At 48.2% G+C, this 22,554-nt stretch carries 23 protein-coding genes; 11 read left to right on the forward strand and 12 right to left on the reverse strand.

Annotated elements, in window-relative coordinates:
• From OL444_RS14095 to OL444_RS14115, 5 genes are all read left to right on the forward strand, one after another.
• Entirely contained in the window at positions 1-1,125 is a 1,125-nt protein-coding gene (locus OL444_RS14095) for an SMI1/KNR4 family protein (RefSeq protein WP_264732456.1), read from the forward strand.
• Positions 1,126-1,151: 26 nt separating this feature from the next.
• On the forward strand, positions 1,152-1,922 hold the full coding sequence (locus OL444_RS14100) for a ParA family protein (RefSeq protein ID WP_264732454.1): 771 nt from the start codon (positions 1,152-1,154) through the stop codon (positions 1,920-1,922).
• A gap of 44 nt (positions 1,923-1,966) precedes the next feature.
• The gene (locus OL444_RS14105; RefSeq protein ID WP_264732452.1) at positions 1,967-3,556 is read left to right on the forward strand and encodes an eCIS core domain-containing protein; all 1,590 of its coding nucleotides are present in this window, start codon (positions 1,967-1,969) and stop codon (positions 3,554-3,556) included.
• A 39-nt stretch (positions 3,557-3,595) separates the two neighbouring features.
• On the forward strand, positions 3,596-4,978 hold the full coding sequence (locus tag OL444_RS14110; protein ID WP_264732450.1) for an ATP-binding protein: 1,383 nt from the start codon (positions 3,596-3,598) through the stop codon (positions 4,976-4,978).
• A 206-nt stretch (positions 4,979-5,184) separates the two neighbouring features.
• A complete protein-coding gene (locus OL444_RS14115; protein WP_264732448.1) occupies positions 5,185-5,676 on the forward strand; it encodes a hypothetical protein in 492 nt (163 codons plus the stop codon).
• On the opposite strand, the gene OL444_RS14120 is transcribed toward OL444_RS14115, so the two are convergent.
• Positions 5,671-6,063: a helix-turn-helix domain-containing protein gene (locus OL444_RS14120; protein WP_264732446.1), complete on the reverse strand. Its 393-nt coding sequence runs from the start codon at positions 6,061-6,063 to the stop codon at positions 5,671-5,673. The genes OL444_RS14115 and OL444_RS14120 overlap by 6 nt on opposite strands.
• Before the next feature lie 143 nt (positions 6,064-6,206).
• Here OL444_RS14120 and OL444_RS14125 point away from each other — a divergent pair, with 143 nt between their 5' ends.
• The gene (locus OL444_RS14125) at positions 6,207-7,097 is read left to right on the forward strand and encodes a DUF4349 domain-containing protein (protein ID WP_264732444.1); all 891 of its coding nucleotides are present in this window, start codon (positions 6,207-6,209) and stop codon (positions 7,095-7,097) included.
• Positions 7,098-7,196: 99 nt separating this feature from the next.
• Here OL444_RS14125 and OL444_RS14130 read toward each other — a convergent pair whose 3' ends face one another.
• From OL444_RS14130 to OL444_RS14145, 4 genes are all read right to left on the reverse strand, one after another.
• On the reverse strand, positions 7,197-7,907 hold the full coding sequence (locus OL444_RS14130) for an alpha/beta fold hydrolase (RefSeq protein WP_264732443.1): 711 nt from the start codon (positions 7,905-7,907) through the stop codon (positions 7,197-7,199).
• Positions 7,908-7,956: 49 nt separating this feature from the next.
• The gene (locus tag OL444_RS14135) at positions 7,957-8,565 is read right to left on the reverse strand and encodes a Crp/Fnr family transcriptional regulator (RefSeq protein ID WP_264732441.1); all 609 of its coding nucleotides are present in this window, start codon (positions 8,563-8,565) and stop codon (positions 7,957-7,959) included.
• Between the two features lie 34 nt (positions 8,566-8,599).
• Positions 8,600-9,367, reverse strand: coding sequence for an MBL fold metallo-hydrolase (locus OL444_RS14140; protein ID WP_264732437.1), 768 nt, complete (start codon positions 9,365-9,367; stop codon positions 8,600-8,602).
• Between the two features lie 62 nt (positions 9,368-9,429).
• A complete protein-coding gene (locus OL444_RS14145) occupies positions 9,430-10,824 on the reverse strand; it encodes an alkaline phosphatase (RefSeq protein ID WP_264732434.1) in 1,395 nt (464 codons plus the stop codon).
• Positions 10,825-10,932: 108 nt separating this feature from the next.
• Between OL444_RS14145 and lgt the strand changes: the two genes are divergently transcribed.
• Genes lgt through OL444_RS14160 form a run of 3 tightly spaced genes read left to right on the forward strand, consistent with a single transcriptional unit; the run spans position 10,933 to position 13,573 of the window.
• Positions 10,933-11,766, forward strand: coding sequence for a prolipoprotein diacylglyceryl transferase (gene lgt / locus OL444_RS14150; RefSeq protein WP_264732432.1), 834 nt, complete (start codon positions 10,933-10,935; stop codon positions 11,764-11,766).
• A complete protein-coding gene (locus OL444_RS14155) occupies positions 11,744-12,682 on the forward strand; it encodes a CobW family GTP-binding protein (RefSeq protein WP_264732430.1) in 939 nt (312 codons plus the stop codon). Before lgt ends, OL444_RS14155 begins: the two co-directional genes overlap by 23 nt.
• 54 nt (positions 12,683-12,736) lie before the next feature.
• Complete coding sequence (locus OL444_RS14160) at positions 12,737-13,573, forward strand: DUF4846 domain-containing protein (RefSeq protein ID WP_264732428.1); 837 nt, start codon at positions 12,737-12,739, stop codon at positions 13,571-13,573.
• A gap of 46 nt (positions 13,574-13,619) precedes the next feature.
• Here the strand turns inward: OL444_RS14160 and OL444_RS14165 are convergent, their stop codons facing one another.
• From OL444_RS14165 to OL444_RS14180, 4 genes are all read right to left on the reverse strand, one after another.
• Positions 13,620-14,537 carry an HTTM domain-containing protein gene (locus tag OL444_RS14165; protein ID WP_264732425.1) on the reverse strand — a complete coding sequence of 306 codons (918 nt, stop codon included), beginning with the start codon at positions 14,535-14,537 and terminating at the stop codon, positions 13,620-13,622.
• A gap of 7 nt (positions 14,538-14,544) precedes the next feature.
• Complete coding sequence (locus OL444_RS14170) at positions 14,545-15,189, reverse strand: hypothetical protein (RefSeq protein ID WP_264732424.1); 645 nt, start codon at positions 15,187-15,189, stop codon at positions 14,545-14,547.
• A gap of 93 nt (positions 15,190-15,282) precedes the next feature.
• On the reverse strand, positions 15,283-15,630 hold the full coding sequence (locus OL444_RS14175) for a hypothetical protein (protein WP_264732423.1): 348 nt from the start codon (positions 15,628-15,630) through the stop codon (positions 15,283-15,285).
• A 129-nt stretch (positions 15,631-15,759) separates the two neighbouring features.
• Positions 15,760-16,080, reverse strand: coding sequence for a hypothetical protein (locus OL444_RS14180; protein WP_264732421.1), 321 nt, complete (start codon positions 16,078-16,080; stop codon positions 15,760-15,762).
• 399 nt (positions 16,081-16,479) lie between these two features.
• Between OL444_RS14180 and xseA the strand changes: the two genes are divergently transcribed.
• On the forward strand, positions 16,480-17,919 hold the full coding sequence (gene xseA / locus OL444_RS14185; protein ID WP_264732419.1) for an exodeoxyribonuclease VII large subunit: 1,440 nt from the start codon (positions 16,480-16,482) through the stop codon (positions 17,917-17,919).
• Entirely contained in the window at positions 17,897-18,112 is a 216-nt protein-coding gene (gene xseB, locus OL444_RS14190) for an exodeoxyribonuclease VII small subunit (protein ID WP_264732417.1), read from the forward strand. The genes xseA and xseB overlap by 23 nt, the downstream gene beginning before the upstream one ends.
• Before the next feature lie 8 nt (positions 18,113-18,120).
• Here xseB and OL444_RS14195 read toward each other — a convergent pair whose 3' ends face one another.
• The 3 genes from OL444_RS14195 to OL444_RS14205 all read right to left on the reverse strand — a co-directional run bounded on the left by OL444_RS14195 (position 18,121) and on the right by OL444_RS14205 (position 22,516).
• On the reverse strand, positions 18,121-18,891 hold the full coding sequence (locus OL444_RS14195; RefSeq protein ID WP_264732415.1) for a carboxypeptidase-like regulatory domain-containing protein: 771 nt from the start codon (positions 18,889-18,891) through the stop codon (positions 18,121-18,123).
• A 66-nt stretch (positions 18,892-18,957) separates the two neighbouring features.
• Positions 18,958-20,109, reverse strand: coding sequence for a BamA/TamA family outer membrane protein (locus OL444_RS14200; protein ID WP_264732414.1), 1,152 nt, complete (start codon positions 20,107-20,109; stop codon positions 18,958-18,960).
• 184 nt (positions 20,110-20,293) lie between these two features.
• The gene (locus OL444_RS14205) at positions 20,294-22,516 is read right to left on the reverse strand and encodes a hypothetical protein (RefSeq protein WP_264732412.1); all 2,223 of its coding nucleotides are present in this window, start codon (positions 22,514-22,516) and stop codon (positions 20,294-20,296) included.
• Positions 22,517-22,554 lie beyond the last annotated feature (38 nt).

Genomic DNA, 22,554 nt, shown 5'->3' on the forward strand with positions numbered 1-22,554 from the left:
ATGGAAAATTTACTGAACGCCTACGAGGACTTTTTTGGCAAGCCCGATTTATTGGTGACACTGCCCGCAACTAAAAAAAATAGCACCTTTCAGGTGGGAGTAAATCAGTCGGAGATAGATGATGAATCTAATACCATCACTTCTCTGGGTTTGTCGGTGCTGGAAGGAGAGAAAGAATGGGATATTGAATTTAGTATAGAGGTGATGGGAGCTGTTTCAGAACAAAAGGCATTGGAAACGGGTAATTTTTATTACCAACTGTTTAATAAAGTAATTGCAGGAGAAGAACTGGTTTCAGGAAGTATCTACAAGCAAATAACGCTTCCCGGGTTTGATAGGATGAAGCACCTATTAATCATGGATAAAGGTTATTTATCTGCACAATGGTTAGATGATGAGCAGGCAACCGGGCGCCTGATAAATGTAATTGCATTGTTTGAGCAGGAAGCCGATCAGCTACAGCAGTTAGTACCTGAGTTAAGAGAGAAGATAATCTGGAGATCGGATATTGTATTTGCAGATCCTGCCCGGGAACCAGAAAACATTGTTTATCAGGCCATGTTGAATACCTGGAGTGGGATTGCAGAATGGTTTCAGGAAAATGGAGTCCATACAGCCGATGACTTAAATAGACAGCTGGAAGCAGCCGGAAGTGAAGCGCCTGCCACCGCATTGGAAAAAGAACTCGGCTTTACATTGCCGCTGGATTTTAAAGCATCCTTTAACATACAACAGGAAGGTATCAGTTTAGGTACGTATGATATGTTTGATGCGGAAGGTATTATACAGGAAAGAAATGACATGAATCGATTGAATAAAGCAGGGACTTTTGATAAAATGACAAAAAATATGTCCGGAGATCCACGGATAAAAAAGGTAGGCTGGCATGAGAAATGGGTGCCTATAGCGATGAATAGCGCAGGTGATACGGTTTGTATTGATATGGATCCGGGGCCGGAAGGGGTGCCGGGACAAATCATTATTCGTTTAATGGAACAGGGACCTATTGCCACAGACTATACCTCTTTCTTTGATTGGCTGGACGCATTTGATACCGATCTGAAAGGCGATAGTTTTGAAGTCGATAGCGATGGGTTTTTGCATAGAAAAGAAGATTCGCTTTAATTAACAAGTACTATAACCCCCAAAATATGCTCATCCTCTCCATTGCCATACAGAAAGGCGGTTCAGGTAAAACTACCACCGCCTTGAACCTCGCCGCTGCCCTGCATCGTGCAGGAAAGCAGGTGCTGTTGGTAGACCTCGACCCGCAGGCCAACCTGACCCAATCCATGGGTGTTACAGACGACTCACCATTAAGCATATACGAATTATTGAAGCAGGCAGCGGCCGGCGAAACCATAGCAGTGGAGCAGGCAATTGTCCGGACGGGCGTATTGCCGCTGATTCCGGCCAACCTGGAATTGGCGGGTGCAGAGCTGGAGCTGGTCAATGTCTACGGCCGGGAGCAACTCCTGAAGCAGGTACTGAAACAGGTATGGGCGCAATTCGATATTGTGGTGGTGGACTGTCCGCCTGCATTGGGTATGCTGACGGTGAACGCCTTAACGGCCAGCGACTACGTATTGTTGCCGTTACAGACCGCGTTGCTGCCTTTTAAAGGCGTACAGCAGTTTATGAAAAACCTGCAGCAGATCCGGCAACAACTCAATAAAAAACTGAAAATGGCGGGCCTGGTGCTTACCCAATATGATGAACATAAAAGTATGCATCGTTCGGTACGTATCGCCCTGGAGAAAATGTATCCGGAGCTGGTACTGTCTGCAGAAATTCGCAGTAATGTCGCACTGGCCAGAGCCCGGGAAGAAGCCTCCGATATATTTACCTACGATAGCCAGGCAAATGGAGCCAAAGATTATTACCGGCTGGCAACAGAAGTGGCGGCCAGGTTTTATGCATAACGGCCGCCGGAAAGCAGCGTGATATACCCCTAAAACGCACAGTCATGAAAACAAGCAGTAGCCGCCGGTACCGGCGGCATCGTAACCCCGAAACAGCGGAGCAGCAGGATGCTTCCTTTTTTAATCCCGTACAGCAAAACATACAAACAAAACAGGATCCTTTTTTTCAGCCTAAACTGACTTTTGGTCAGGAAGGAGATCCTTATGAAAAAGAAGCGGATGCCGTGGCGGGTAAAGTAGTGAGCCGGCAGGGCGTGAAAGGAAATGCCCTGCAACGGAAAGAGATATCTGCTGTACAGCGGAAAGCGGCACCGGAAGAGGAAGCGGTGCAGGAGAAATCATTACCGGATAAAAAAGAAGAAGAAAAAAAAGTACAGCGGAAAGGGATGCCGGAGAAAAAAGAAGAAGAAAAGAAGCTGCAAAAAAAAGACAGCCCGGAAAAGAAAGAGGAAGAAAAAATGGTGCAGCAGAAAGGCATGCCGGAAAAGAAGGAAGAGGAAAAGAAACTTCAAAAGAAAGGATCACCGGATAAAAACGAGGAAGAGAAAAAAGTGCAGAAAAAAGACATCTCCGGAAAAAAAGAAGAAGAGAAAATACAAAAGAAAGAAGAACCGGAAAAAAAGTTGCCGGCAGATGAAGTCCTCAAAGAAGAAATCGATGAAAAAGAAAAAAGAGGAAAGCCGCTGGTGATGACAAAAGCTCAGCCCAACGACACGGCTAAGGGCGGCGATAGCCGTGACTTATCGGGTCAGTTGAAAGCGCAGCAACAACAAGGTGATCATATGTCGCCGGAGACGTGTGCTGAAATGAGTAACGCGATTGGCGCCGATTTCCGGAACGTAAAAATACACACGGATACGACAGCGGTGCAACTCAGCAATGAACTGGGCGCGCAGGCTTTTACCCATGGCAACGATGTTTATTTCAACAGCGGTAAATACGATCCGGCAGGAGCCACCGGTAAACATTTGCTGGCACATGAACTGACCCACGTGGTACAACAGGGTGCGGCACCGGCGATGCCGGAGCAACAGGCTGCCGCAACCCCTACATCTGCTGCACCAGCCGTACAGCGGGAAATATCCACGCCATTGCCGGCAGGTGTACATCCGGACGAAAAATCACGGGTGGCTACTTTTCCATCCGGTGCTTTTACCGTGGTGGTAAAGCCGGACCGAAAAGCGCGTAAAGGAGAAGGTATAAAAGCCAATGCTGCCAGAACCTATGGGAATATGCATCCGGTGCCGGTACTTACCTGGAAGGATAAGAAAGTAGCTGCGGTTACCTTCACGAAAAAACTGGAAGTAGAAACAGTGTATGGCGCCAGTGCTCATGCGCAGATGGATTCCAGCTATGGCCGGGGAGCGCTGGAAACAGATAAGGCAGCGGGTAACAGCTCGTTGGGTTTCCATGAAGGCAACCATGGCACCGACTTTATTGACTACGTAAAAAATACCCCTTTCCCGGAAATTGTCATAGCGGCCCCGGTCACTGTGGCGGAGTATAATAAGTTATTAGCGGAATGGCAGCTGCAGTTTAATGCCTATTACGATAAGATGCAGGCACTGAGTAAAGCGAAGACAGATGATGTCACAGATCCTGTTCCCACGCCCGCTGCTACAAATGTAAAATAAGCGGCCTATAGCCGGATTACCTGATAGCCCCGATTTAAGATGATGTATAACAACAATAACAAAAATGCTATAGTACTGCAGGAATACTTAACCTGGCTGCAGCAGGAAATGCGGAAAAGACTGGCCACCTATTTCAAGATAGCGGATGCCGATGAAACCGCAACGATGGAGGTGGGCAGTCATGCACCAGGAGATGCCTCGCCGGAAATGCCGCTGGCAGATTTTATCCGGAAAAATAACTTGAACGGAGAAGAACAGTTATTACTGCTGTTGGCACTGGCCCCCCATGTAAATCCGGTTTTCTTTGAAGAAACCATCCAGGATTATCTGATCAGCAAAGGCGATTTTCCCCTGATTGGCTGTGTGAAAGGTACACAGTTTCGGGGCATGCTGGCTACCGGAGAAACCCTGCTGTTTTTACTGGCAGGGGAAGACCTGGAAGCCCGCATCAATGCGATGGCATTGCTGAGTGAAAAACATTTTTTTGCACAGCGGCAGGTGTTATGGCTGGAACAGCCACCGGAAGGAGAACCAGCCATGAGTGGAAAGATCGTATTGTCGCAGGAATACATTGACCTTTTTCTGACCGGTAAACATGCGAAGCCCCGTTTTGGTAATGATTTTCCGGCAGAAAGTATTACCACGCCGCTGGACTGGGAAGACCTCGTGTTAAGTGCGCAGACAATGGAACAGCTGCAGGAGCTTAAAAAGTGGCTACGCGTAAAAGATAAACTGGCTGCTAAAAATAAACGCCTGAAACCCGGTTACCGGGCCCTGTTTTATGGCCCGCCGGGAACCGGTAAAACCTTATCGGCCTGTCTGCTGGGAAAGCCTGATCCGGCAGATGCAGCCACGCAGGAAGGGATCGATGTATTCCGGATAGACCTGTCGCAGGTAGTATCCAAGTTTATCGGAGAAACGGAAAAGAACCTGTCGCGGTTATTCGACCGGGCGGAACATAAAAACTGGATACTCTTTTTTGATGAAGCAGATGCCTTGTTCGGAAAAAGAACGAACATCCGGGATGCGCACGATAAATATGCGAACCAGGAAATCGCTTACCTGTTGCAGCGGATTGAAAACTATAATGGCCTGGTGATACTGGCATCCAATTTCAAGAATAACATAGATCCCGCTTTTTCGCGCCGTTTTCAGGCGATGATCCAGTTTCCGATGCCTACCCCTCCGGAAAGGCTGAAGCTTTGGAAAATGATCCTGGAAGACGAATTACTGGCTACGCCCGGCATGCTGGAGCAGGTAGCTGCCGCTCACGAGATCTCCGGCGCATCCATTATCAATGTGGCGCAGTATTGTTTCCTTAAAAATATACAGCCCGACGGGCAGATGCAGCCTATTACAAAACAGGACCTGGAAGAAGGACTGATCCGGGAATTTAATAAGGAAGGCAAAATATATAAATAAGGAATTGATATTATATGCAATCAGATACCTTTCAATAAAATGATAGTGCTGTGCTGCGGTAGATGCGCAGGCAGCACTGACTGCCGCCATTTTTTTTATGCGGAAAATTATGCACGACCTATCTTTTTAGTGAAGAGATGTCGTAACTTAACTATTGAAAAGAGTATAGGCGTCATCGTTATGCGATTGTATATAAAACAGATACTATGAGATCAAAATGCTCCAAAACAACCCTGCTGATCTTACTATTGGTATTTTTAGGCTGGAATAGCTATGCGCAGCAATCGATGGCAAATAACGGTGCTTATCAACAACTCTCCCGGTTTCTGGATACGATTATGACCCCGTCCAAAGGGAACAGCGAGAGCCTGGCTTTTACCATTAAGGCGGCTATCGGCGTAAATGGTGAAATCACACAGCTCGACTTTTCCACCAATGTGGCAGGAACATTGAAGCCCCGGTTGTCTGCATTGACGGGATTACCTATCAAATGGGCGAAACTGACAGGTAAAAACGGCAAGTACATCGTGATTATTCCCGTATACTATATTGTGGAACATGCTTCCGGTATCGTACGCCTCAACTCAAAAACAGAGTTTACCAATGGATTTTATTTTGATGACGGCGATTTGTTTGATAATAAATTCCTGGCCAATTATTTTTTTCTGAAACCGATTTATATACAACGATACCTATAAATGGGCAGCGATGGCAGCCTGCTGCTGCCGGTAAGCCGATGGGGTAACCCCTTCAAACCGTTTGAAGAACTTAGTGAAATTTGAATTGTCGAAAGTAAGCCGGGTAGCTATATCCGTGATCGTCAGCTGGTCATCTGCCAGCATATTTTTTGCCTCCTCCATCAATTTTTTTTCAAAATAATAACAGGGTGCATGACCGGTATGCAGCTTGATGGTATTACTGAGATGTACCGGATGGATAAACATAATGCGGGCAATATCCTTGATGTGATACATATGATCTGTACTGCCATCCAGGATACTGTCGATATGTTTGTTCACGGCTGTAATAAACTGCTGGGTGATCTCAGCCTGCCGGGACTGATATTTTTGCGGAACTGTCATCATGCAAATACTATATCGTGAAGTTACTGAATTAATCGGGGTATGCGGCAGCAGTATTTAATTGAAGTGCAGGCTGTTTTTTTATTTTAACATTTTGACAAGGTTACCTTTTCGCAGCAGGCAGTATAAAACATAAATTTCCTGTTATGCGTTATACCTTTTTTTACCTCGTACCTATGGTCGCACTGTTCGCCTGTAGCGCCCGTGTCAACAATGCAGAAGATGCACAAACGACATCCGGAGCCAATGCAGCGGAGTACCTGGCTTCCGCCGACTCCACCGGTTTCTCTCACAACATGCAGGCGATTAATGGCGCCTCCCGCAAAAGAGTACGTACAGCAACGATCAAATGCCGCGTCAATAATGTATTTCAGGCTACTTCCCGCTTGGAACAACTGGTGCAGGAAGTATCGGGTGTAGTGGTAGAAAGCAACCTGCAGAACGCCTATGTACGGGAGCAGGAACTGCCTTATTCGGCAGACTCTTTAAAGAAAGTACAATTGTATACGCCCACTGCAGGCCTTACCCTGAAAGTGCCGGCTGATAAGCTGGATGCGGTGGTGCGTGCCCTCACGGATATGTCGTCTTTTATTGATTCACGATTGCTGAAAGACCAGGATATGACACTGTTGTATCTGGGAAATGCGTTAAAAAACCAGGCGCAAAAAATGGATACGGGAAAAATAGTGCCTGGTAAAACGGCTACAGCACTGGATGTGGCAGATTATAAAGCAACGCGGCAGGAGCAGGCAATAGACCGGAAAATGAACAACCTGGAAATATTGGATAATGTGGCTTATGCTACACTGGATGTACAACTTTTTCAGCCGGAAGTGGCGGATATTCAGATTGTGGTAAACCCGGCGCAGGTAAGCCAGGCAAGCTTTGGCACCGCCTTGCTGACCGCCTTCCGTAGTGGCGGCGGATTGTTTCGTGGGCTCATTCTTTTCGTGATTGAAATCTGGCCTGTCTGGCTGATAATAGGTGCGGCCTATTTCGGTTACCGGAAATGGACCGGATTAAAAAAGCAGGCATAAGTTATCGGTGTGCGGCCGTTCATCGCGGCTGCACACCGATATAACTTTAACCCGTCAGGCGGTTTATAGGGAAAGTTATACAGTCATTATCCTTTGTATTTACGCAGGGATTGCCGTAGCTAAGAAGCGCTCGGTTTCCCGGTTAAATATATCCGGTCTTTCCATCATGGGCGCATGGCCGCAATGTGGAATCATCACCAGTTCAGCATTGGGCAGGAGTCGCAGGAAATCGTGTGCTACATCCGGTGGCGATATTTTATCATCTTCTCCCCATAGCAGCAATACAGGCGTGGTAATAGCTGGCAGCAAAGCGGTCACATAGTTCCGCTGGGCGGATTTGGCAGTACGAATGATATTCAAACATTTGAGGGCGTTGGTCGTAATACGATACACTTCATCTACCAGTGTATCGGTAGCTACTGCCGGATCATAAAAAGTATAGGCCACACGTTCACGGATATACGCATAATTACCGCGTTTGGGATAGCTGCCTATACCTGTGTTTTCATATAGTCCGGAGCTGCCGGTGAGAATCAGTTGAGCTACCTTTTCAGGATGCCGGTGTGTATACAGAATGGCTACATGGCCACCGAGCGAATTGCCGATCAGTACTACTTTTTCACAGTTCAGTTGTTCGATGTAGTTTTCGAGGAAGCCTACCAGGTAATCCAGCGGGTCTCCTCTGTACTGGTCATAAATGGGCAGGGGAGGAATACGGACATCATAGGTGCCGTTAAAGTGAGTGACTACATCCTTCCAGTTGCTTAAGCCACCAAAAAGCCCATGCAGAAGCAATATCGGTTGTCGCATATCTTTTTTGATACAAAACTATTGCTTCGCCGGGAGCATGGCTGTGATCTCAATCACAAAAGTTGCGGGCCTGGTCAATCAGCAGCAACCTGGCTCTGCTCAAGGCTTCGCGGCTGGTATACAGATACCGGGCGATGTTGGTGAGGGATATTTTTTGTATGATAGCCGGCCGGCGTTCCAACAGGAAACGGTAACGTTGCAGCGGACTTTTAAAAGATAGTATTTGCTGATGTTCTGCCTGTTGCTCCAGTAGTTCCTGGTACAGCTGCAGGTTTACATGCAGGAGACTGAGATGCAGGTCGTACAGGGGCTGCAGCCTTTTAATATTCATTTTCAGGATCACGGCATCTTCAATAGCAGTAATACTGATGGCAGACGGCACCCGCTTATTATAGCTTTCACAATTGGCGAGAAAATCATCCGCAAATCCGAACCGCAGTATTTTTTCGTTGCCTTCATCATCCAGTATCGAAAATTTAAACATCCCGGATATGACAAAGGCTGAATAACGGGCTATTTTGCCATATCTCAGAAAAGTATCCCCTTTTTTAATGTGCTTAACAGTAGCAATACTATCCAGCAGCTGCCATTCGGCTTGTGATACTACCGGGTATTTTTTCATCAGGCGTTCATAAAAAGCGGGTAATTCGTATCCCATACAGTTGCTTTTAATCCTTGCAAATTACAAAAGATCAGGCGATAATTTTATACACTGGTGTTTCCGCATACCGGGAGGCTACTATAATCTCCGTACCATTGGCATGTGGCGCAAATAATTCCTGTACCAGGGTAGGATTATTGTTATCCTGTGACAGGTGAGATAAGAGCAGATGACTCATGAAAGCCGGCCGGTGAAGGGTAAAGATCTCCAGCGCCTGTTTGTTGGAAAGGTGCCCTTTGCCACCACGGATACGATTTTTCAGGTAGTAGGGATAACGTCCCTGATCCAGCATGGTTTCATCGTAGTTGGCTTCCAGGAAAGCAGCATGGCATTGCTGGAAATGGCGGATCACATGTTCACAGGGCGCACCGATATCGGTAAATACGCCGATTTTCACCACATCATTGGCTACGATAAAGCTGTGTGGTTCTGCGGCATCGTGCAGTTTGGGAAAAGCGGTAACAGAAAGGCCGCCAATCTGTACCGGTGTGTAGGCTGTGAAAGACATCACCAGGTGCTCACTCAGGGCGAGGCCACCGTGCGACAAGGTACCGGCAGTAATATATACCGGCAGCTGATATTTCTTTGCCAGCACCGTAATGCCGCGGATATGATCAATATGTTCGTGTGATACAAAAATGGCTTTCACCAGGTGCATGGAAAGCCCGAGACGGAGCATCCTTTTTTCTGTTTCGCGGCAGGAAATCCCTGCATCTACCAGCACAGCTTCGGTATCATTACCAATATAATAACAGTTACCGTTGCTTCCCGAATTCAATGATGTAATAAACAATGACATGCGGTCAAAGATAACCATTCCTTTCCGGATTCCTGCCCGCCGGAACCCGGAAAGTGAATCGGTTACAGGCCTGTGGCGCGTAGCATCAGGGTATGCAGGTCGGTATTTTTTACAAAGGCAGGCAGCAGTTCGCTGCCAGGCCCCAGCATGGCCAGTTCTACATAATCGGCGGTATGATCCATACCACCCCAGGCAATGGCTGTGGCGGTCGTTTGCAGCGCCGCCAGCGCTTTATAGGGCAGCTTACGCGGGTTATACAAGCCTCCTTCGTCCAGATGGGTGTAGTGTTGCAGCAGGGCAGCGGCATCCGTAGGAGAGATGGTAAACCCCTGGGCATAGGCGATGCGTTCTGCTACCTTAGCCGGGGTATCGTTGCGGGTGATGCCATTTAAGATCCATTCATTGGTATGCCGGTAATGCTGCAGGCGATCGAAGGATACATCGGTGTTATCGCCATAATACAGGCCGGGATTGGCATTGCCATGATCGGTGGTGATGATCACGAGGGTATGTTTATCCTGTTCTGCAAAATCAACCGCAACTTTTATGGCTTCATCAAAGGCGATCTGGTCGTACAGCAAGGCACCGGCATCGTTGGCATGGGCAGCCCAGTCTACTTTTCCGCCTTCCACCTGCATGACGAAGCCGTTTTTGTTACGCCGGAGTTGCCGGATGGCCTGCCGGGTCATTTCTGCCAGCGTCGGCACCTGTTGCTGTAACCGGGTATCCTGCTGCCGGTCCAGCGAATAGGGCAGCCCCTCGTCGTCGAATACGCCCAGCAGGGGGCGGGTGTGCTGCTCCGGCAATGCCAGCAGGGAAGTGCGTTCCCGCACAACCGTATAGCCGGCGGTGCTATACCGGGCAAAGAGATCCGTCTGATCCTTACGTTTATCCGCCCGGAAGTAATGGGCGCCGCCACCCATCATCACATCAAACTGTAAGGGCAGGTATTGGGTCGCAATTTCACCCATATCGCCCCGGTGGCTGTTACTGATACAGAAGCCCGCCGGCGTGGCATGGGTGATGGGTACGGTGGTGACGCAGCCCACTGCTTTACCGGCTGCCTTGAATTTTTGCAGGATGGGGGTATAGTGGGTGCCGTCAGGGCCAACATTCAGGGAGCCATTGTGTACCCGCACACCGCCTCCCCAGGCAGAACTGGCCGCTGCAGAGTCGGTGACCAGGGAGCTGGCAGATGCGGTACTCATCAGCGCACGGGCGACCTGGTTGGTTTCATATAGTTGCAGCCAGTGGCTTTGCCGCCCTTCTTTGCGCTGCAGCAACAGGCTGGCCATGTTTAAGGTGCCGGTGCTCATGCCGTCGCTCACGAGAAAGATGATGTTGCGGGCATGATGTCCCTGGCTGCTGATTTGCCGGGCAAAGGTGCGTACTGGTGCTACCATGGCAGTACCCAGCAGACCTAGAGAGGTGTTGCGGAAAAAATCCCTTCTTTTCATATGTCGGTTTAATTGCGGCGGCAAAATAAAAAATAATTAACAAATGCAACATTGTTGCAAATTATATTTTGGTTATGTTTGCACACCAGCGATTTAGTTTTTCAGGAGATGATGATGTTATATCTACAATGGCGGGTAGCGCCGGAAATTTTTCATATCGGCAGTTTTGCCCTGCGGTATTACAGTGTGGCGTTTATGGCAGCCTTCCTGGTGTCTTATGTATTGCTGTCGGTTGTTTTCCGGCGGGAGGGAACACCGCCTGCGTTACTGGAGAAACTAACCATATACATTTTCGTGGGTACGCTGGCAGGAGCCCGGCTGGGGCATTGCCTGTTTTATGACTTCGACTATTACCGGTATCATCTGTGGGAAATCATCCTTCCGGTTACGCACAATGAACAAGGCTGGGTATTTACCGGCTATCAGGGACTGGCCAGTCATGGTGGCGCCATCGGCATTTTACTGGCGGCCGCGCTTTTCTGTCGCCGGTACCAGGTGCCTTACAGCTGGCTGCTGGACCGGCTGGCACTGGCAGTACCATTTGCCGGTTGCCTGATCCGTATCGGTAATTTTTTTAATGCAGAAATCATCGGTATCCCTACCCAATTACCCTGGGCAGTTATATTCACGCGGGTAGATAACATCCCGCGTCATCCGGCGCAATTGTATGAAGCATTATGTTATGCGGTCATTGGCGGATGGTTGTGGTATGCCTACCGCTACAAACAAGCCTTGTCCCGCCCGGGAACTATATTCGGCTGGTTACTGATGGCGGTTTTCAGTGTACGTTTCGGGCTGGAGTTTATAAAAGAAAACCAGGCAGCCTTTGAAAACGGTCATCTCCTGAATATGGGCCAGCTGTTGAGTATACCGTTGATCGCTATCGGTATCTATTGCTTATATCATGCTAAAAGAAAATATGGAAAAAGAGAACCGGATTAAAGTATATATCATCACGGGGTTTCTGGGTGCCGGTAAAACCACCGTGTTAAACAGTTTATTGCAACAGCTGTCGGCCAGTAAAAATATAGTGATCGAAAATGAATTCGGAAAAGTGAATATTGATGCTACCCTGATCGCCGGTAAAATCGATAACCTGTACGAATTAACCAGTGGTTGCATCTGCTGCTCACTGGACAATGAACTGCTGGAAGTATTGGGAGACGTGTTACGGATGGAAGACACCCCCGATCACGTTTTCATTGAAACCACCGGCATTGCAGATACCGGTAACATCATCGGTATGTTGCAGCTGCCGGAAGTAACGGCACACTATGAGCTGGTACGTACGGTATGTGTGGTAGACGCGGAAAATATACAGGATCGCCTGGTACAGCAACCGGAACCCGGAAAACAGATTGCCTGTGCAGATGTATTGGTGATCAATAAAATCATGGCATTAACCGTACCCGAACTGGTAAGTGTATACGAAATGCTGGAAGCGATTAACCCGTTGGCATTCGTAACGGCTACCGAAAGCGGGGAGCTGAAACTGCGGGACCTGCACGCCCCGGTAACGCGGTCACCTATTCCCTATACACCCGCACCAGTGGAACATCTCCATAAAATAAATACGGTATTGTTTACGACGCCTGATGCTTTTAACCTCAATATGCTGGTATATGTACTCGATTTTCACTGCAACGTATATCCGGACCAGTTATATCGTATCAAAGGGTATGTAAGCATACAGGATAGTGACGAAAAATTCCTGGTGCAGTCTACCGGAAAATACCTGCACATCACAGCCGTGGGCAGCTGGGGAGAGGAAACGCCGGCTTCCACCCTGGTATTTATCGGCAAAGATCTCAAATCAGCTACCATACAGCGTATCCTGCAACCGGCCACTAAGCGTTGAAAAAAATGTATGGAAAAATGCCGTTGCTGCATCTACTCCTAAAATCAGCAGCGCATGATCCGGATGTTATTATTGACCAGCAGCCTATTTTTAGGGAGTCATTGTTCGAACGGAAAAGTAAATACCACACCTCCGCCGGATAGCCCGGCCACCGTTATGCCCCCGGCTACCTTCGTGAAAGATATTCCATTGCCGGCAGGCTACCGGCGGGTGCCGCAGCCGGCCGGATCTTTCGGCGCCTGGTTGCGTCAACGCGCGCTGAAAGCAGATCACACGGTTTACCTGTTTGATGGCCGCCCGAAACGGAACCAGGAAGCCCAGTATGCGGTACTGGATATCTCCGTGGGAGATAAAGACCTGCAGCAATGCGCGGACGCGGTCATCCGGTTGTATGCCGAATACCAGTACAGTTCCGGACAATCAGATAAAATCGCCTTTAAGGCCACGGATGGCACCCGTATGGATTATCACAGCTGGCAGCAAGGGATTCGTTTTGTATTGAAACAGGGCCGCCTGCAACGGATACAACAGACAAAGCCGGATAAGAGTGCCGCCGGTTTTTCGGCATACCTGCAAACGGTATTTATGTATGCCGGTACCCAAAGCCTCAGCCGCGAACTGCAACCGGTAACGGCTATACGTGAATTGATGCCGGGTGATGTATTTATCAGGGGCGGTTCCCCCGGTCATGCGGTGATCGTGATGGATGTGGCACAGAATGATGCCGGCCATAAAATATTCCTGCTGGCACAAAGTTATATGCCTGCCCAGAACATCCATATACTGAAAAATCCTATGCATGCTACTCCCTGGTACCCGACCAGTTTTACCGGCCGGCTGATAACACCGGAATGGATATTTGAGCGCGATGAACTAAAGAAATTTCCATAGGGCGAGGAATGGCTGTTCTTTCTCACCCTGAGGGTATCCCTCCCGGTTATGCCAGGAAACGTCTGTACTTCATCTCAAAGTCAGCGATAGCCGGATGCCGTTGTTTTACAAATGCGAATAACTTGCTGTATTCCTCATTGGTAAAAAACAGGCCGTAGGTGAGGATAAATATAATCTGGAAACCGTAGATCATCATGAAAATATAAATCCCCATATGCAGACAGATGCCCACTATTATCAGCGGTATTCTTAACTTCCGGACCCAGATAAGCACCGGGAAGTACAGCTCAAAAAGGAGGGTCGCATAGGTGGTAATCAGTACAATCCATCCGTTGGACACAATTGCTTCGTTATAGGAAGTGCCTTTGAAACGTTCCAGCGAAAACGTGTAATAAGTGGCTACCCCATTATACCAGACGTCTGCATGTGCTTTGGAAATACCGGAAATAAAATAGGCCAGGCAAAGATGAAACATAATGGAATAAGCGGCGAGGTTAGTCAGCATATTGCAGACGGCCGGATCTTTTTTCACTTTATGGCTGTTGAAAAGCACCAGGTACTGAAATGTATTGGCAAAGCTGAGATACAGCAACATAAACTTGAGTAGGTTATCGCCGCCATTAAGGTTGATGTTATTCATCCGCTGGAACAACTCTACCAGAAGGAAAACAAAAATAGCTGTAAGATTCCTGCCGATGCCCAGCAGGTAAAGGATGACCAGTGTAGTATATAGGATGATCAGCACAAAGTAATGCTCGCGCAGGTATTGGATATTGACGCCGATGCTGGTTAGCAGTATATCATTCTGTGCAACCAGAAAACTGTGTGTGCCGTACAGTAATTCCAGGCTGGTCCAGTTAATAGTCAATTCCTTCAATAGCCACAGGCAAAGTGCGACACGAAGGATAGACAGATAAATAGATCTGGTATTTGTTTGCGTAAGATGATGAAACAGGGTATGCATGATCGTGCTAATTATTTAATGAAGCGGAATAGAAAGGTGATTCAAAAACCACTGCTTCTGCTGTTTGGACATCCTTATTATTTCGGTCTTTAAACTTGGGTATTTGCTTTTGAGAGAGTACCATTTTAAATTCCTGGTCTGCCGGCGGAAGGTTGTTTTTTAAAGCCACCAGTGCGCCATATCGCTTCAATGTTCTGATCGCCTCACTGGTGTTGTTATGTTGCCAGGTCATCGCCAGGGTTGCTTTGCTGATAAAACTATCCGACGAGTCAGGATGTAAATACCTGATCAGTTTTATGTTTTCCTGCTGAATGTTTTTCATTCCCAGCACAGAATTATTGACGGCATAATCCAGCAGGTTTTCTTCCTGGTTAAAGGGGGCTTTTAATTGTTTCTGCTGGGTTATTTGCCCGATTACTTCAAATGTGCGCTGTTGGTGTGATTTTTTATCCCTGATAATATAGTATAACCGGTCGTTGAACTGAGGTGGTGGCGCAAAGAACGACCAGCGCTGATAGAATAGCCGGTGAAAGAAGGTATACTGTTCTCCAAACCCGATCTTGAAATAATTCTCGGGCATATTGAATAACGTGGTACTCACCCAATAAAACAGGAAAAAGGAAAGTATAGTATATAGATATAATTTTTTCATAACATGTGTTATTCGACGGGTGATGGTGAATCGTGTAAGGTTACAGGAAGTAGTAAATACGAACTCCTTCCTGTAGCCTTATATCATTAACAGTCAGTCCAGAGAAGACAGCCTTATATTTTTGACGGCTTCTCTCTTGCCGGTGCGTATCCTGTCCGGATCTTGTTCGCCGGATAGTCCAATCAGCGTAATTGTGCCGGCTACAAACACTGATACTTGTGGCATGTACATTGCGCTCGCTATCACGGAGACCTCAATTACAGTATCTCTGCTGACCGCTGCAATGGCGGATGTCGTAAACATGGAGGTATTAAAATCGGTATCGGCGCTGGCGAAACCAATGTTCTTTACATGATCATTTGTTTTTGCGGAGGCTACAGATAGCACACTATAGACAAATATGGCAATGCCTGATAACCATACGAATTTTACTTTTTTCATAATGATGGTATTTAAATAGTTAAGATGATATTGGCATTCATGCAGAAAGGCTGATATGGCCAATAAAAAATACCATAGGGAGGAGGCTGTACGGGGTTCCCTTACCGCCTCCTTTCATTTTGTAGGAGGTCAATCGAGCGCAGACAGTTGTACATTTACAATTTCCGGATGACTGAGATTTGTATTCTCCGGTTCAGACCTGCCAACCAACCCGGCTGTAGCCAGGACAGCCGTTCCCACAGCCATAGCTACTCCAGGACAAGCCAGTGCGAGGGCTACTGGTGTAAAAGCGGCTTGTCTGGCGAGATCTACTTTGTTTATTTCAATCTTATCCGCCCTGGCAAGTCCCATGTTCTTTGCACTGGCATTTGTTTTATTGGAAGCGATGGACATGACGGAATAAACGCAGGTAGCAATGCCTAGCAGCAATACGAATTTTGCTTTTTTCATAGTTGTTAATATTTAAGTGATTAAGAAGACTTTGGTATTAGTATATATGATAGTGCGCTTAAACGTGTGACCTGTCTGGTTAACTTTGCGGGTTTTCGATCTTTTTCTTTGATGCCACAGTCTGATTTTTTGATTACAGGGATCGGATGCCGTGAGCCTTTACTATTGGTTAAGGGTTAGTTCAACTTTCAATGTATCTGTAATATCCTTCATGGGAAATGTATTCCGATAGCAGCTGTATGCACACAAGATATTTTCCTTCAAAACATTTGCTACTTGATACGGAATTAATAAAAATGGATATTTTTAATTAAAACATTTGTATGCGATAAAGGGACGAAATTTCCCCGCCAGGGCGAATGGCCGTTTTTCTGCTTTTCCTTACCTTTATGGCTTATCATGCATGCATCTCCCGCCATAAAGCTATCCGTACTCACCAGCAGGATTCAACAGGCACTGGCAACAGTGTTTGAAGAACAAACATATTGGGTGATGGCGGATGTAACCAGTTATTCCTACTACGCGCAAAAAGGCTATCACTACTTCGACCTGGTGGAGAAAGACACGCAGGCTGGCGGCATGGTAGCTAAGGTGTCAGGCGTGGCATGGGGCAACGGAGCTACCCGGATCAAGGAGTTTGAAATCGTAACGGGGCAGATGTTCCGCAACGATATTCATGTATTGGTGAAGGTATCCGTCAGTTATCACCCGGTACATGGGCTGCGGATAACCCTGCTGGATATCGATACCAGCTTTACCATCGGCCTGCTGGAACAACAGAAGCAACAAACCCTGGCCCGCCTGCTCACGGAATGTGCGGATTTTATCCGGAAAGCAGGCGACCGGTATATTACCCGTAATAATCAGCTGCCCTTACCTCCGGTCATACAACGGATTGCCGTGGTGACTTCCAATAATTCCGCCGGCTACCAGGATTTTCTGCATACGCTGGAACATAACCATTTCGGCTATACGTTTCAGGTGGAAGGGTATTTTACCGTGGTACAGGGCGAAGCAAAAGCAGAACTGATTCAGCAGCAACTGATCAATATCTATCAGTCGGGCAAGACTTACGATGTAGTAGTGATGATTAGAGGCGGTGGCGCACAAACAGACTTTCTTATCTTCGATACTTTCATCCTGGGCAGGGCGGTGGCTAAATTTCCGGTACCGGTGCTCACGGGTATCGGGCATCAGAAAAATGAAACCATCACCGATCTGATGGCGCATACAGCCACCAAAACGCCGACGCGGGTGGCGGAGCTGATCATCGCCCACAACAGGGCCTTTGAAGAATCTGTGACCAACCTGCAGCAGATGATCCTGATCCGTTCGCAGCAATTGTGTGCGGCACATTTTCAGGCATTATCCTTTTTGAATGCCAGCGTCATTAACCAGGCAAGAACCCTGGTGGCTTCTCATAAAGAAGAGCTGAATAATTTCAACCAGGTGATCCTGCATACAGCATCGGCTACCTTGTCGCAGCACCAGCGGCGGTTGATGACGTTGTCGGGAATGGTGTTGTCGAAACCCCGCGCACTGGTGGCAGGCAGATTACAGGACCTGGATCATCAGGCGGGCCGGCTGCGTTCTTTCAGCAGGATGTTCCTGCAGAATAAGGCGGCACAACTGGCGCACTATGATACCCTCTTTAAAATTATGAGCCCGGATAACATCCTGAAAAGGGGATTTGCCATGATCTCTCTCGACGGAAAAATATTACGGGATGCACAAACCCTTTCACCCGGCAGCCAGGTACAGATCCACCTGCAGGATGCATTACTGGATGCCACTATTACCGCAAAAAATAATACCCATGAGCCAGGAGCTAACATATGAAGCCGCTTATAATGAATTGCAGCTGATTGCCGAGGAAATAGAACACGAAGCCGTATCGGTAGATGTACTGGCTGAAAAAGTAAAACGTGCTGCCGTACTGATCGAATTCTGTCAGCAGAAATTACGGGCTACGGAAACAGAAGTCAATAACATCATCAAACAGATGGAAAACAACAAGGGCACGGAAAAATAAGTACCGGCCTATTTCTCCGCCGGCGGGGCAGCATGATGAACGCTGTCGCGGTAATGGAGATACATGCTTTTGATATACACCATGAGATCATACGTGCTGCTGTTGCGCAGCATGGCAGGAGTGGGGCGATAATGAAGCATAAAAAAATCGAGACTATCTCCTTTCAGTCCTGTGGCCTGCTGTACCAGTTCCGGATCATAACGGTATTGCACATAGGCATCTGCTTCATGTTCCAGCAGTACTTTCCGGAAGGCGGCCATCCGTTTGTTTTTTTTGAAAGATAATTTCCCATAGATATCATTGATGCTTTTTATGCCGCTTACGGTGTGTACCTGATCTCTTAACAGCGGTTCTTTACTGTTGGGAAGTTTAAACAGGGGTGTTTTCTTTTTATTCAGGTAACGGGCATATTGTTCCCGGAAATTCAGGGAGTCTGCCGTATAATTTTTTCCTCTCACCAGTTGTTGCCGTAAATTCAGTACATAGGAGCGCATGTAAATACGCAGGTTGGAAAGGGATAGCTGTTCCCGGGAAATTATCTGTAGTTGCGGGGAGTAACCAATCATGGAAAAGCGTAGCGTGTCGCCGGGCTGGCAATGAATGGTAAAAGCACCCTGGTAATCGCTGACCACCGTCTGGCGGGTCGACAGATTGATAATCGTGGCGCCGGATAGCGGCAGGTGAGAGGAGTCATTGACAATAACACCCGTCATTGTTTTCTGCGCGAAGAGCCGCATGGAACAAAGTACCAATAAGAGAAAAAAGGGGAAGGTCTTCATAAATGATATGCCCGTTTATACTAAGATAACCGGCAAAAATGATAAAATTTTGTTATAATCGACGAATCAGAATACTTCATTGATGCCGAAGTAAAAACCGTTCTGGTCTTTACCCCTGCCATAATCCAGGCGGATATTAATTCGTTTTTTAAACTCCCACCGGTAACCGATACCGTAGCTGATCAGCGATTGCCGCAATGTCCATTCCCGGAAGGATGGGGCCACATTGCCGGCGCCAATCCATACAACAGCACCGCTGCGGCGATAGATCTTCTGCCGGAGTTCTGCCTGTACAGCTACAAAGTTTTTATCCCGGAAGCGGCCTTCGTAATAGCCGCGCAGGCGGTTGCCGCCTGCTTCGGCGAGGAAGCTCCAGGGCACGTCGCCACTGTGTTCTTCTGCATAGAGGTCCGTGGCCAGTACGGCGCCTTGCCATAGCTGCCGGTACCAGTCGAATTGCAGGTCGAACCGGGAGAACTGTGTTTTATTCCCCAGGAAGGAGGGGAAGTATTTATAGCCCAGGCGTACATAAATGCCCTTGTAGGCATTGGGAATGAAATCGCGGGAGTCGAATACCACAAAAGGTCCTGCCCCGAAACCAGCCCGCTGCTCCGGTATAGGATAAGGTTTGCCGCCACCGGCGGTATCTATGTTATTGGCTTTTACATTTTGAAGAAAGGTACTGACACCCGCAAACAACCGGGGAGCCAGGCGATAGCTGATATCTGCCTGTATTTTCTCGGTTACCTGTACAAACTCCGTATAGCCGTCTTTGTTACTGCCGGCGTCGTAGCCGATGCCCCAGTACTTGTTGGGTCTGGAGCTGAAAGATGCTTTGACGGCCAGGCGGAAACGGTCGCGGGGAAAGATGGTGGTGCTGTTGAGACCAATACCGTAAAATCCGGTGAGAGATCCCGACGCATATATGGCGGCACTGGATACCGGCAACAGGGAATCTTTCCGGTCGGTGCTGTAACGGGCGGCCGCCATCACGGCAATGCCCGCACTGGTTTCCGGTGTATATACCGGCCCGCCGATAAAGCTCACATCGAAAGGTCTTTTTTTCTTTTCTTCGTGGGTATGTTCCAGGTAGTAGAGAATGCGGTTGTACAATCCGCCGGAAGGTTTTTTCCGCAGCGAATCGGCCGGTGCCGGTTCTTGCGCCCGCAAGGGGAGCGTACTGCCAATCAATAGAAAAATGAATATACTTCTTACCATGTGTTTGCTACCCGGCCACTATAACAACCTTCGTTTAAAACAGTTTTAGGCTAAAAGATATGGATTTTAGCGGGGTTGGCCAAAAATGGGGATTCCGGTAGCAAAACATTTCCCGGAAAGACAACAGCAGCGGGCAGCTACAGTCATCTTCCGGGAAAGTAATTTGGGGTTAACGCCGTCGTGATTAATCTATCAGCAATTGGGTAACGGCCGCGGTATTCAGCGCCCATTCCATGGTATATACTTCATCTGCGCCGGTATGATCCAGCAATTGCAGTTGCTGTGCTTCCGCTTTTGCTGCCAGCAACTGGCCGATGGTGATTTTTTCATCCAGCTTTTTCAGCAAAGAGGAAACGTTCCTGATATCCAGCTGTTGTACCACCTGGCCGTCGAAGGCCATTTCCAGCCAGATGATTTCGCGGGCTGCCACATCCAGTATACCGAATACCAGCCCTTTGGCCAGGCCGGCCGTGATACGTACCTGGTGTTGTACACAGGAAGGATCATAGGCCACGCCGGTTTTTTCGGAGATGGTCATCCGATGGGCGCTGCTCATCCATCCTACCACCAGGTTAGGCGTGATGGCGCCGTTGATGAAGGCATTGCAGGTGAAGGCTACATAACGGGCGCCTGCTTTTGCCAGCGCAGGTATATCGATGTCGATGTATTCTGCAGTGCCTATCTTGTTCGGAATAGACCGGATATCTCCGCTATGCTGACAACCGGTAGGCGACAGACGGGAATAGGAACAGAAGTCCACGGTATGGTCGTACGCGATCCGGCAGCTCAGGTCCATATCCAGGTGTTGCGCCGGCAATCCTTTTCCCCATTGCATAAACAGGCGTACCTTATCTCCTTCCACAGGGAAGCGGGTTCCCATCAGGGCCGCAGGCAGGTCCTGGATTTGTTCACTCCGGTCGCCAATGGCCATCGGTATTTTATACAGGGCCGGATCAATATAAATAGAGGTCGCCGTGGTGGTTACCCGGGCAAAACGCTGTTTGATATTGGCCAGACACAGATTGGCGACTGCCTGCTGCATTTCCTGTAATTGTTTTTCGTCGTACAGCTGTAACAGCCGGTTGGCTGGAATGGTTTTATTGACACCTCCCAGTGGCTTTACCGCACGGGTAGCCTGGTGGTCGAAATAATACGCGGCATACATCTGTATGGTTAATAACAACCGCGCAGGTATCTTATCCGCTATCTTTTCAAAGGCCGCCGTTACCGGTGCTTCCCCAAACCACAGCATGTTGGCGAAAAGGGAGCGGGCAAACAATCCCGGACGTTGCTGCAACAACGCTAAGGTCTGGTCGGCATCATACCGCAGGCGGTAGTGCTCTACACGTCCCTGCCATACTTCATAATCTTCGCGGTAGAAGGTATCCATCAATGTACGCAGTTGTTCAAATCCGGCGCGTTTGCTGAATTCGGCCAGGCGCAGGGCACGGATAAAACGTACCCACATGTTACGTTTCGGATGCATGGTTTCACACATTTTCGATACGTCCATTGGCAGGTTGTTCAACCACGTAGCCACAATGATCCCGGTTTTACGGTTGTATTTCAGTTTCAGGTCGGCAATGGCTTTCAGCCGCGCAGCAGCTGGTTTACCATAGATTCCCTGCTGGTTCCGGGTGGTGCGCTGAATGATGGTTTTAGGCGCCAGCAGCTGCAGGAAGCCGGTATGTTTATACCACAGGTAACGGAGTATATCCGTTGGCGTAGTAAACAGGTGTTGCGCATCCTGTGCCCGGTCGGCCGCCATCAGGGTGTCAACAACCAGCATCAGGGTTTCTTTCATCCCGATGGTTACCTGTGGCAGCGGTAAGGCTACCAGTAATATTTTCAGGCTGTCTGCCTGGCTGGCGTCCAGGGCTGTTTTGGAAGTTAACAGGTCGCGGAAATATTGCTCCGCATCCGACATATGCCACAGCTGCAGCATTTTGATTTTACTTCCCTGCCCGAAGTTTTCCAGCTCACCGGCCTGGAAAGGAGTTCCGCAGAAAGGACAACCATTATATCTTTCCAGCGGAAAGGTATCAGCGGGAATGATATGTCCGCAAGGAAGAGACGTACCTTTCCCTTTGAACGTATTCACGAAAAAGGTAATGATATGATCCGTGATGGATTCGTTGGTAGGGATGCTCCAGTTTTTTACCAGAGGTGTCCAGTTTTTACTGACGCCCATCACTTCCCGGAGTTGTTCCAGGATGTTCAGCTGAAAGGCAGGTGTGGTATGGTTCAGGGCATGTAACAGGGGCTCCGTAGCACCAAAGCCGAGTTTAGCCATATTGGCCACCAGCAGGCTGGTAGTAGGGGTCAGGGTATGTGTGGCAGCTGTCGTGGAAGACGCTGGAATAAAGATGGCTTGCTGTCTTAAACTTACGGTTAATAACTGTTTCATACGATATTGATATAAATAATCAGATAATGCGGTTGCTG

This window comes from Chitinophaga nivalis, from assembly GCF_025989125.1.
GTDB classification, from domain to species: Bacteria; Bacteroidota; Bacteroidia; order Chitinophagales; family Chitinophagaceae; genus Chitinophaga; species Chitinophaga nivalis.